Origin of the sequence: Pseudonocardia sp. McavD-2-B (assembly GCF_024124365.1) — a bacterium.
Taxonomy (GTDB): Bacteria; Actinomycetota; Actinomycetes; order Mycobacteriales; family Pseudonocardiaceae; genus Pseudonocardia; species Pseudonocardia alni.
The window spans coordinates 1-11,414 of record NZ_JAMXSG010000188.1; the positions used below are offsets into that span (position 1 = coordinate 1).

The 11,414-nt window shown below is 73.7% G+C and carries 8 protein-coding genes and 2 pseudogenes; 3 read left to right on the top strand and 7 right to left on the bottom strand.

Annotation, left to right across the window (positions count from 1 at the left end; genetic code table 11):
• The 3 genes and pseudogenes from NH602_RS21370 to NH602_RS21380 all read left to right on the top strand — a co-directional run.
• Positions 1-226: pseudogene (locus tag NH602_RS21370) on the top strand (enoyl-CoA hydratase); the annotation flags it as partial.
• A 59-nt stretch (positions 227-285) separates the two neighbouring features.
• Positions 286-1,029, top strand: coding sequence for a 3-oxoacyl-ACP reductase FabG (gene fabG / locus NH602_RS21375; RefSeq protein WP_073575185.1), 744 nt, complete (start codon positions 286-288; stop codon positions 1,027-1,029).
• Positions 1,026-1,493, top strand: a complete 468-nt coding sequence (locus NH602_RS21380; RefSeq protein ID WP_073575186.1) for a MaoC family dehydratase — start codon at positions 1,026-1,028, stop codon at positions 1,491-1,493. The genes fabG and NH602_RS21380 overlap by 4 nt, the downstream gene beginning before the upstream one ends.
• A gap of 164 nt (positions 1,494-1,657) precedes the next feature.
• Here the strand turns inward: NH602_RS21380 and NH602_RS21385 are convergent, their stop codons facing one another.
• The 7 genes and pseudogenes from NH602_RS21385 to NH602_RS21415 form a co-directional block, all read right to left on the bottom strand.
• Entirely contained in the window at positions 1,658-2,797 is a 1,140-nt protein-coding gene (locus NH602_RS21385; RefSeq protein WP_179760132.1) for an ABC transporter substrate-binding protein, read from the bottom strand.
• A gap of 46 nt (positions 2,798-2,843) precedes the next feature.
• Positions 2,844-4,589 (bottom strand): iron ABC transporter permease, encoded by a 1,746-nt coding sequence (locus NH602_RS21390; protein WP_083658398.1) that lies wholly within the window; start codon positions 4,587-4,589, stop codon positions 2,844-2,846.
• 3 nt (positions 4,590-4,592) lie between these two features.
• On the bottom strand, positions 4,593-5,798 hold the full coding sequence (locus tag NH602_RS21395; protein WP_179760133.1) for an ABC transporter ATP-binding protein: 1,206 nt from the start codon (positions 5,796-5,798) through the stop codon (positions 4,593-4,595).
• A gap of 45 nt (positions 5,799-5,843) precedes the next feature.
• Positions 5,844-7,970, bottom strand: coding sequence for an acetate--CoA ligase family protein (locus NH602_RS21400; protein WP_253068730.1), 2,127 nt, complete (start codon positions 7,968-7,970; stop codon positions 5,844-5,846).
• Positions 7,967-9,382 (bottom strand): MmgE/PrpD family protein, encoded by a 1,416-nt coding sequence (locus tag NH602_RS21405; RefSeq protein WP_253068731.1) that lies wholly within the window; start codon positions 9,380-9,382, stop codon positions 7,967-7,969. Before NH602_RS21405 ends, NH602_RS21400 begins: the two co-directional genes overlap by 4 nt.
• Entirely contained in the window at positions 9,379-10,527 is a 1,149-nt protein-coding gene (locus NH602_RS21410) for an acyl-CoA dehydrogenase family protein (protein WP_253068732.1), read from the bottom strand. The genes NH602_RS21405 and NH602_RS21410 overlap by 4 nt, the downstream gene beginning before the upstream one ends.
• A 56-nt stretch (positions 10,528-10,583) precedes the next feature.
• A pseudogene (locus tag NH602_RS21415) lies at positions 10,584-11,414 on the bottom strand (MmgE/PrpD family protein); the annotation flags it as partial.

Sequence of the window (11,414 nt, forward strand, 5' to 3'; positions counted from 1 at the left end):
CCCCGCCGGGACGGCGACGGCGCGGGCCACAGAGATCGCCGCGCGGCTGGCGGCCGGGCCCCGCGGGTCGAACGCCCTGACCAAGCGTCTCGCGGCCCGCGCCCACGCGGGTCTGGCCGACTTCCTCGCCTCGGAGCGGGTGGCCGTGTCGCTGGCAGGCCAGGGCCCGGACGCCGCCGAGGGCCGGGCGGCCTTCACCGAGCGCCGCGAACCCCGCTTCACCTGACTCCCCCGGGCGCCGTGGCCCCGCCACGCGACCGGGAACCGACCAGAGAGAGGACCGGAATGACCGCACTGCTGGAGGGCCGCACCGCCGTCGTGACGGGTGGTGCCCAGGGCATCGGGCTCGCCATCGCCCGCACCTACGTCGCCCACGGCGCCCGCGTCGTGCTCGGCGACCTGGACGAGGCGGCGGCCCGCGCCGCCGCGAAGGAGCTCGGCGGCGAGGAGGTCGCCGTCGGCGTCCGCTGCGACGTCGTCTCCGCCGAGGAGGTCGCCGCGCTGATCGACACCGCGGTGACGACGTTCGGCTCGCTCGACGTCTTCGTCAACAACGCGGGGATCACCCGCGACGCCACGATGCGCACCATGTCGGAGGACGACTTCGACCTGGTGATCCAGGTCCACCTCAAGGGCACCTGGAACGGCACCCGGCTCGCCGCCGCACGGATGCGGGAGCAGAAGTCCGGCGCGATCGTGAACATCAGCTCGCTGTCCGGGAAGGTCGGGATGGTCGGGCAGACCAACTACTCGGCGGCGAAGGCCGGGATCGTCGGGCTCACGAAGGCCGCAGCCAAGGAGATGGCCCACCACGGCGTGCGGGTCAACGCGATCCAGCCGGGACTGATCCGGTCGGCGATGACCGAGGCGATGCCGCAGAAGGCGTGGGACCAGAAGATGTCGGAGATCCCGATGCAGCGGGTCGGCGAGATCGACGAGGTCGCGAACGTGGCGCTGTTCTACGCGTCGTCGCTCTCGTCGTACATGACGGGCACGACGGCCGAGGTCACCGGCGGGCGGTTCATGTGACGGGCGGCCCGCTCGTCGTCTCCACCCGGGACGGGCTCGACGCCGCGATCGGCGCCGAGCTCGGCCCGGGGCCGTGGACCACCGTGGACCAGGACCGCATCGACGCGTTCGCCGCGGCGACCGGGGACCACCAGTGGATCCACGTCGACCGCGAGCGGGCCGCGTCCGGGCCGTACGGCCGGACGATCGCGCACGGCCAGCTCACGCTGTCGCTGATCTCCGCGCTGGCCGGCGACCTCTACCGGTTCGAACTGGGGACGGCGCGGCTCAACTACGGCTGGGACCGGGTCCGCTTCCCGGCACCGGTCCCGGTGGGGTCCCGCATCCGGCTGCACGCGACGGTCGCGAACGCCGAGCCTCGCGACCGCGCCGTCCTCGTCGCGATCGACGTCACCGTGGAGCTGGAGCACTCACCCCGCCCGGCATGCGCCGCAAGCAAACTCTCCCTGATCCTCCTGGACTGAGCACCGACCACGACCCGCTCACCGGTCCCGCCGGCGCTCGCCCGATCGCGTGCGCGTCGACGGAACCGGTGATCGTCCGCGGGGTGGTCGGGCAAGGCCGGCGGGGCCGGGACAGCAGACGCCCCGGTCTTGTCGGACCGGGGCACCCCGTGGGGTGGACCGGGTCAGCCGTTGAAGCCGAAGGTCTGGTTCCAGCGCCGGACGGTGTCGGCGCCGTCGGTCTCCGCCTGCTCCGGGGTGTAGACGACGAACGACGGGTCGTCGGCCTTCGGGAGCCGGTAGTCGCCGGTCGGGACCTGCTCGATGTCGGTGCGGGCCCCGATGAACCCCTGCGCGGCGGCGAACTGCTGGCCCGACGTCGACCAGGTCCAGTTCATGAACAGCTTCGCGGCCGGGCTGTCCTGCCCGGTGCTGGTCAGGCCCTGCATGTTGAAGGTGCCGGACACGCCCTCCTCGGGCACGACGAGCTTGATCGGCGCCCCGGAGCGCTCCGCGCCGTAGGTGCTGTTGAAGCCGGCTGTCGCGATCTCGATCTCGCCGCGGGCGAGTGCCTCCAGCTGCACCGAGGTGGTGTCGAAGATCCGCGGTTGCTGCGCGGCGAGCCCGGCCCAGTAGTCCGGCCCGATGACGTCCTCCTGGAACGCGGCCAGGCCCTGCACGGTGCCGCCCGCACCGGCGTTGACGACGCCCATGCGGCCCTTCCACCGCGGGTCCAGCAGGTCGTTCCAGCTGGCGGGGACGTCCCCGCCCTCGACGGCCCGGTCGTTGTAGGCGAAGGCGTAGGCCGAGTAGTACGACGTGTAGTAGGCCCCGCCGGCCCACGTCACGTTCTCGGTGCCGGTCAGCGTGTCGTGGGTCGGCATCTCGGTGTAGGGCACGAACACGTCCTGCTCGGCGAGGCCCTCGGCGAGCAGCGGGTCGGTGATGGTGACGACGCCCGCCGACAGCCGCCCGGCCCCGGCCTCGCTGAGCACCCGCTCGTTGAGCTTCGCCGACGGCATCCGCGTCACCTCGACCCGGACGCCGGTCTCCGCGGTGAACCGGTCCGCGGTCAGCTCGGCGCTCTCGCTGCCGGACCCGGTGAACCAGACGAGCGTGTCGCCGCGGGCGGCCTCCAGCAGGGCGGCGTCGGCGACTTGCTCGCCGTCGACGACGAGGCCGTTCGCGTCGTCCACGGCGGGCAGCGCGAGCATCCCCTCGGTGACGGTGTCGGTGCCGCCGCCACCTCCCCCGCCGCAGCCTGCGAGCAGCAGGCCGCCCGCCGCGAGCGCGGCGACCAGGCCGCTCGTGCGTGTCCTCTTCATGGGTCAGCTCCTTTGCCGGGACGGACGCCGTCGTCCGCCGGTGTGACTACCGCGCGAGGCGGCGGGGGATGTAGGACAGGACGAACATGAAGGCGGTGTAGATGACGCTCATCGCCGCGGCCTCGCGCAGCGCGCCGCCGTTCTCGAAGGCGTCGTAGATCGCGATCGAGAGGATCTCGGTGTCGCTGGTGTAGAGGAACAGCGGCACCGTCAGCTCGCGCATGCTGAGCATGAGCAGCAGCAGGAACGTCGACAGCAGGCCCACCTTCATCAGCGGCACCGTGACGCTCGTGACGGCACGGGCCCGGGAGGCCCCGAGCATCACCGCGGAGTCCTCGAGGTCCCGGTCGGTGGCGAGGATCGACGACGCCACGCCCCGGAACCCCTGCGGCGACTGCACCGCGAGGAAGGCGATGACCAGGACCGCGAGGGTGCCGTAGAGCGGGACCGGCATGACCAGCCAGGTCCACAGCAGACCCATGCCGAGCACGACGGCCGGCAGCGCGAGGGGGATCATCGAGATCCCCTCGACCAGCGACCGCCCGGTGGACCGGGTGCGGTAGACGAGGTAGCCGCACAGGAACGCCAGCACCACGCCGGCGCTCGCCGCGAACACGCTCACGACGAGGCTGTGCCAGGCCGCCTCCTGGAAGCTCGACGAGACCAGCACGTCGGAGAACGAGCTGAAGTCGAGCCCGCCCGGCTCGGCGAGCTGGGTCAGCGAGGTCAGGTAGGGCGAGCTCTGACCGGCGACGGTCACGAGCGCCAGCACCGGCAGCACGATGGACAGGAAGAAGAAGCCGAGCACGGTGGCGAACACCGGGATACGGGCCCGGCCGAGGGCGACCTTCTTCTGGCGGACGCCCTTGCCGGTGACGGTGGTGAACGACCGCTTCGCCAGCATCCGCTGCTGCAGCCAGGTGGCGAGCAGCACGACGGCGACGAGCACGACCGCGATCGCGGCGCTCTCGTTGCCCCGTGAAGGGCTGGTGTTGAGCAGCCGGAAGATCAGCGTCGGGAGGGTGTCCACCCCGCCCGGGGTGCCCAGCACCTGGGCGACCGGGAAGTTCTCGAAGACCAGGATGAAGGTCAGCATCGCCGAGCCGATGAGCGCCGGGGTGGCGAGCGGGAACGAGACCAGGCCCAGCATCCGGCGCGACGTGGCGCCGTGCACCCGCGCGGCCTCCTCCAGGTCCGGGCTCATCATCGACATCGCGCCGTGCACCAGCAGGAAGGTGTAGGGCGAGTAGTACATCGCGAAGACGACGATCATCCCCGGCACCGAGTACATGTCCAGCGGCAGGGAGAGTCCGAGATCGGCCTGCGCGATGTTGAGCAGGCCGGCGTTGGGGCTGCCGAGCATGGACCAGGCCAGCGCGCCGACGTAGGACGGCAGGAAGATCGGCATCAGGCCGACCAGGTAGACGAAACGCGGGACCGGGATGTCGCTGCGCGCGGCGAGGAACGCGAGGGACCCGCCGATGAGGCAGGCCAGCGCCGTCGAGACGACGCCGATCACCATCGAGTTCCCGAACGCCGTCAGTGTCTGCGGGTCGGTGAACACCCCGAAGTTGCCGAGCGTGAGGTCCCAGGTGATGTTCCCGGGCCGGGGGACGTCGACGCTGAACGCCGCGAGCAGCACCATCGCGGCCGGCAGCACGATGAGCACCGCCAGCACGACCAGGACGAGCACGGTCGGCAGCCGGAGGCGGCGCCGCGCCGTGCGTGCGCGCGGCGGGGGCGCCGCGGTCTCTCCCACGCCGGTGCGGGGCGGCTCCTGGAGGATCGCCACGGCTCAGCCCTCCCGGGTCGCGGCCGCCGCGACCGGCCGGTCGTGCGACGTCCGCGGGGCCGCGTCGCCGGGACGCGCGCGGTCGGCCTCACCGGCGGCACCGGGTCCCGGGGCCGCGGCGGCGGGTCCGGCCTCCCGGGGGAGGACCTGGACGTGGGCGGGGTCGATCTCGACGTGCACCCGGTCGTGCTGGCGCAGCACGACCGACGCGTCCTGGGTCTGGACCTCCAGCGTCGGCCCGGCGTCGAGCGCGACCGAGCACCGGATGAAGGAGCCCTGGAAGACGCTGACCGTCACGGTGCCCTGCCACGAGTTCGGGCCCGCGTCACGCGGCTCCGTCCGCACCCGGACGTGTTCGGGACGGATGCAGACGCTGAGGTCGTCGCCCGGCGGGACGACGGCGTCGGCGGCGATCTCGACGTCGTGGCCGGCCAGCCGCAGCCGCCGCTCCCCCGCCCGCGGTGCGGCGACCGGGAAGATGTTCGCGACCCCGAGGAACTCCGCGATCGACGCCGACGCGGGGCTCCGGTAGGTCTCCACCGGCGTGGACAGCTGCGAGATCCGCCCATGCTGCATGATCGCGATGCGGTCGGCGAGTGCCAGCGCCTCGCCCTGGTCGTGGGTGACGTAGATCGAGGTGAGCCCGAGCTCGAGCTGCAGCCGCCGCAGCTCCACCCGCAGGTCCTCGCGGAGCCGGGCATCCAGGTTGGACAGGGGCTCGTCGAGCAGCATGACGTTCGGCTCCATCGCGAGGCTCCGTGCCAGCGCGACCCGCTGCATCTGGCCGCCGGACAGCAGGCTGGCGCCCTTGTCGGCGAGGTGGGCCAGCCCGACGAGTTCCAGGGTCTCCAGTGCCCGGGTGCGGATCTCGGCCTTGGGGCGCCGCTTCATCCGCAGCGGGAACGACACGTTCTCCAGCACCGTCATGTGCGGCCACACCGCATAGGACTGGAAGACCAGGCCCACGTTGCGCTTGTTCGGTGCGACGTTGAGCCCGGCGGCCGCGTCGAACACGGTCGTCCCGCCGATGGCGATCGAACCACCGCTGGGGTCCTCCAGACCGGCGACGCACCGCATCGTGCTGGTCTTTCCGCACCCCGACTGCCCGAGCAGCACCAGGGACTCGCCGTCGGAGATGTGGAGGCCGAGGTGCTCGACCGCGGTGAAGTCGCCGTAGGTCAGCGACAAGTCGTTGATCTTCACGTCCATGGTGTGTCCTCGGATGTGTGTCGGTTCACGGGCGGGGCGGACGGGTCATGACCGGTCCGCCTCGCGGACCAGGGCGTCGAGGGCGACGGCTCCCTGCCCGCGTGGCCGGACGGCGACCGGGTTGACCTCGGCCTCCACCACGTCGGGCCGGGTCACGGCGAGCCGGGACACCGCGACGACGGTGTCGACCAGCGCGTCGATGTCTCCGGCCGGTCCGCCGCGGAACCCGCGCGCGATGCGCATGGCCGTCACCTCGCCGACCATCTCCCGGGCCACCTCGGCAGTGACGGGGGCGAGGCGCAGCGTGGAGTCGTCGTACAGCTCGGCGTGCACGCCGCCGGCGGCGAGCATCACCAGCGGCCCCACCGTCGGGCTCACCCGATAGCCGACGAGCGCCTCCACGACCGCGTCGCCGACCATCTCCTGCACCAGGAACCCGCCGAGCTCGATCGTCGGGTCGTGCGCGGCGACGTTCGCGGTGATCGTCCGGACGGCGCCGGCGAGCTCGCCGGGCCCGGTCACGCCGAGGACGACCGCACCGGCGTCGGACTTGTGCGGCAGCCGGTCCGACAGCGCCTTCACCACCACCGGCCAGGCGGGCTCCGCGGCGGGCGTGCCCGCGGCGTCGCACGTCGTCGCGGCGGGGAACGCCACCCCGAGCCCGGCCAGGACGACCGCCGAGTCGCTCTCGTCGAGCGTGCGGGCCGGGGCCTCGGCGGCACCGGTGTCCCGGGTGCCGAGCACGGCCGGATCGACCGGGCGCCGGGCCAGGGTCGCGGCGATCGCCTCCGCGCAGGCCTCCGCGGTGCGGAAGGCGGGGACGCCGGCGTCGTTCAGCATGCGGAGCGACTCGAGTGCGTCCGGCAACGCCCAGGCTGCCAGCGGCACCTCGCCGGCGGCGGCCGCCTCGGCGATCGCGGACACCGCGAGTTCGGGGTTGAGCCGCGCCGAGGAGCCGACGACGAACAGGACGAGATCGAACTCACCGCTGGACCGGAGCACGTCCAGCGCTCCGAGCACGAGGTCGTGCCGGGTCCCGGCGAGCGTGAGGTCGACGATGAGGTTCTCGGCCACGTCGAGCCCGAGCGCGGCGAGCCCGCGGAACACCGCGGGGCTCGGCCGGGCCACGGTGACGCCGCGGGTCTCCAGCTGGTCGACGACGATCGCGGCGCCGCCCCCGGTGGAGGTGATCACCCCGATCCGGTCGGCGCGGACCGGCCCGGGCGGGCCGATCCGCCGCTGGAGGGCCTCGGTCTCGATGAGCGCCTCGAAGTTGTCGACCCGGGCGAACCCGCAGGCGCGGAAGAAGGCGTCGGCCTCGTCGTCCTCGCCGGCGAGCGCCCCGGTGTGCGACACCGACAGGGCTGCGGCCGCGTCGCTGCGGCCCAGCTTGTAGACGGTGACGGGCCGGCCGCGCTCGGCGGCGGCCGCGGCGAAACGGGCCAGCGGGCCCGCGTTGTCCATCGACTCCACGAACAGCGTGTACGAGCCGATCTCGGGGTCGTCGAGGGTGGCCTCGCAGATCTCGCCGAGGGTCAGGTCGACCTCGGAGCCGGTGGAGACGAACCCGGCGAAGCCCAGGCCACGGGCCTTCGCCCGGGTCATCAGCGCGCCGATGACGCTGCCGGACTGGGACGCGACGAACGACGGCCCGACGGGCAGGTCGGGCTCGGCGAACGCGGCGTTGGCGGTGAGCAGCATGCCGTTGCGCGGGTTGACCACGCCGATGCTGTTCGGGCCGACGACCCGGACGCCGTACCGGCGGGCGACGTCGAGCAGCTCCTCGAGCCGTTCCCGCCCCTCGGGCCCGCCCTCGCCGAAGCCGCCGGACAGCACCGTCACCAGCGGTACCCCGGCCTCGCCGCACTCGCGGACGGTGTCGACGACGCGTGCGGTGTCGGTGAGGACGAAGACGTGGTCGGGAACCTCCGGGAGCGAGGCGATGTCGGGCCAGGCCCGCTCCCCCAGCACCGTCTCGCGGCGCGGGTTGACGGGGTAGACGCCGCCGGTGAAGCCGGCCTCGCGCAGGAAGCGCAGGGGGCGGGCGGTCGTCTTCCGTGCGTCGTCGGAGGCGCCGACGATCGCGACGGAGCGGGGGGCGAGCAGCGCCCGGCCCACGTCGGGCCGTGCGGGATCGGCGGCGTCGGCCGGGCGGTCGGTCAGCTGGGTCATGCCGCACCCCGGCAGAGGGCGTCGGTGCGGGCCACGACGTCGAGCGAGGCGAAGGTCCACAGCTCGGCGGCGAGCCCGGTGGCGGCGTCGCGGCCGAGCACCGGCGCGGCGAGCCGGACCAGCTTCGCGGTCATCTCGTCGTCGCTGACCGGGTTGCCCGGCTCCCCGTAGGGGGTCGGGACCCGCTCGGTGAGCTCCCGCCCGTCGTGCAGGGTCAGCGTCACCACGGCGGTGCGCAGCACCGGGTAGTCCGCGTCGGCCTGCTCGTCGGCGCGGACGTGCACCCGGCCGACGAGGTCGAGCAGTGCGGGGTCGCGGCGGGAGCCGGGACCGAACTCGGTGAGGCCCACCTCGTCGTGCACGAGGGCGGTGGCCACCGCGAACGGGATGCTCATCTGGGCGTCGAGCAGCGAGTCCACCTCGGTGCTCGCGTGGTGCGAGGCGACGGTGTAGGTCGCGACGTCGACCCGCGCGACGTCGGCGACGGTCACCCCGTGCTCCGCGCGCAGCGCCAGCACGGCGTCGATCGGGCCGTGCAGGTGCCGGCAGGACGGGTAGGGCTTCACGTAGGAGTCGAGAACGACCCACCGCTCCCCCAGACCGTCGAGCAGGGTGCCGGCGTCGAAACCGCCGTCGGCGAACGCCTCGACGTAGCCGTGCCGGGTCTCCAGGATCGGCCGCGGCCCGGTCACACCGGCCTCGGCGAGCTCGACGCTGACGATCGCGTCGCGTGCGGCCTTGCCCGGGTGCACCCGCTTGACCTCGGCGTTCTTACCGAGGAAGGCGAACAGCCCGCCGGCGTGCGAGGCCGCGACACCGAGCGCGTCGTGCAGCCGGTCGGCGTCGAGGCCGTGCAGGACGGCCACCCCGCAGGTGGCGCCGACGACACCCGCGAGCGGGGTGTTGTGGAAGTGGTTGCGCCACGTCGCGGGGTGCCCCGCGGCGGCGAGCCGGGACACCGCCTCCAGGGCGACGGCGAGCGCCCGCATCGTCGTGGTGGTGTCGCTGCCCCGGGCCTCCGCCGCGGCGAGCACGGCCGGGAAGCAGACGCTGCTCGGGTGCACGCTGCCGGGGGTGTAGCCGTCGTCGACCTCGAGGCTGTGGGCGCTCGTGCCGTTGAGGAACGCGGCGCCCGGCGCCGAGACCGGTCCGAGGCCGATCGCGGTGGCGGTGCGGCCGGTCGTCCCGTAGGTGTCGGCGACGTGGGTCGCGACCGCCCGCGCGACGTCGGTCGCCGAGCCGGGGACGACGGCGGCGACGTAGTCGACGAGCAGGCGGCGCACGTGGTGCTCGACCTCGGCGGGCAGCGGCGCCGCGGCCGCGGCGACGACCCAGTCGACGAGGACGTCGGTGGCGCCGTCGAGACCGCGCTGCGCCTGCGGTGCGGTGGTGCCGGTTCCGGTGATGCTCACGCGCCCGTCCCCGCCCGCTGGTCGAAGCGGCGCCCGAAGACGGAGCCGGCGATGGTGTTCTTGAGGATCTCGACCGAGCCGCCGGCGATCATCCAGCCGCGGGTGCGGCGGACGATGTACTCCAGCGGGTACTCCTGGCTGTAGCCCGAGGCCCCGAAGACCTGCATCGCCTCGTTGGCGACCTGGAACGCCGTGCGGTTGGCGTGCAGCTTCGCGATGGCCGCCTCGGTCGCGTCCGGTGCGCCGGCGTCGGCGTTGGCGACCGCCCGCAGCAGCAGCATCCGGGCCGCGTCGAGCTCCACCCTCATGTCGGCGAACTTCCACTGCAGGCCCTGGAACTCGCAGAGGTCCTTGCCGAAGGCCTTGCGGACCTTCGCGTGCTCGACGGCGCGCTCGTAGGCGGTCTCGGCGAGCGCGAGCGCCCGGGAGGCGTTGCCCATCCGCTCGACACCGAAGATCGACAGCATGCTGCGCAGCGCACCGCTGTCGGCGAGGACGTACTCCTTCGGCACCCGGCAGCCGTCGAAGAACAGCTGGCAGTGCGACTCGCCACTCATGTGCAGCTCACGCTTGCCGCGGGTGAAACCGGGGGCGTCGAACGGGACCAGGACCGCCCCGATGTCGCGCGACGACGGGCCGAACCGGCACCATACGACCGAGTGCGTCGCGTCCGGGCCGTGGGAGTTCCAGCACTTCTGGCCGTCGAGCACGACGTGGTCGCCCTCGTAGCGGGCGGTGGTGCGCAGGTCGGTCAGCGCGCTGCCCGCGTCGGGCTCGCTCATCCCGGCGGTCACGAGCGCCTCGCCCCGCAGGAGCAGCGGCAGCACCTCGCGGCGCACGTGCTCGGAGCCGAACTTCGCGACCTGGCGGATCGCGCCGAAGTTGCTCGCCTGCAGCGCGTCGGCGCTGTGCGGGCAGACCTTGGTGATCGCCATCATCACGAGCACCGCATCGAGCAGCGAGGCGCCCTGCCCACCGACCTCGACGGGCAGGGTGAGCCCGGTCAGGTCGTGGTCGGCGAGCACCTTGAGGGAGTCCCAGGCGAACCCGTCGCGCTGGAAGGCCCGCGCGCCGAACTCGCGTTCGGCGAGCTTGGAGACCGACTCCACGAGCGTGGTCTGCTCGGGGGTGAGGCCGAAGTCCATGGTGGTCGTTCCCTCTCGTCGTACGTCGGTGCTGAACAGCGGGGTGCGGGCCGGGATCAGGCCGGGCCGGTCCGGTCGGTGACGGCCGCGGCGGCTCCGGCCGCGTCGAGGCCGGGGAGGTCGGCGGCCAGCTGCCACAGGCGGTCGGCGGCGGCGCGGGCGTCGGGCACCGCGGCGACCTCCAGGCAGCCGAGGAGCTTGCGGTCGACGGCGTCGCGGTCCGGCCGGGCCGCGCCGGCGCCGGGCATGGCGGCCTCCGCGACGTCGTGGACGCCGTCGGTGGTCTCCAGCTCGACCCGGGCGCCGGACATGACGGCGCTCTCGGGGAGGTCCTGGCGGACCTCGACCAGGGCGGCCGCGGCGGCGACGTCGGCGCGGCCGAGGTCGCGGCGCAGCGTGCCGAGGTCGTAGCGCCCGGTCACCCAGAGCGCGGCGAGCTGCCACGGCAGGGAGAACTGGACGTCGACCAGCGGGGCCCCGCGGTCCTGCCACGGCCGGGCCACCAGCTCGTAGGCCGACCCGGCCGGCAGGTGCGCGATGATCCGCCGCACCGTGTCCATGCCGGGCCGGCGCGCGTGCAGCTGCTCGGCCGCGGCCAGCGCGGCGTGGGTGTAGCGGCATGCCGGGTACGGCTTGAGGGCGACCGCGTCGAGCTCGGCGGGCCCGCCGAGCAGGCCGGACAGCGTCAGGTCCGAGCCGGGCAGCACGCCGAAGGTCCCGCCGAGCCAGCCTGCCGGTCCGGCGACACCGGCCCGGGCGAGCGACGCGGCCGTCAGTCCGTGGGCGGCGGCGAGGCCGGGCTGGAGCCGCTTTGCGACCGACCCGTCGACGACGGCCTGCCGGGTCGACGGCGCGAGCGCCGCCCCCAGGCACAGGCCGATCGCGTC

What these genes read in the sequence shown, in the direction of transcription:
- NH602_RS21400 (WP_253068730.1), bottom strand. Translation starts at nt 7,970, where the DNA reads ATGACCCAGCTGACCGACCGCCCGGCCGACGCCGCCGATCCCGCACGG.
- NH602_RS21395 (WP_179760133.1), bottom strand. Translation starts at nt 5,798, where the DNA reads ATGGACGTGAAGATCAACGACTTGTCGCTGACCTACGGCGACTTCACC.
- NH602_RS21385 (WP_179760132.1), bottom strand. Translation starts at nt 2,797, where the DNA reads ATGAAGAGGACACGCACGAGCGGCCTGGTCGCCGCGCTCGCGGCGGGC.
- NH602_RS21410 (WP_253068732.1), bottom strand. Translation starts at nt 10,527, where the DNA reads ATGGACTTCGGCCTCACCCCCGAGCAGACCACGCTCGTGGAGTCGGTC.
- fabG (WP_073575185.1), top strand. Translation starts at nt 286, where the DNA reads ATGACCGCACTGCTGGAGGGCCGCACCGCCGTCGTGACGGGTGGTGCC.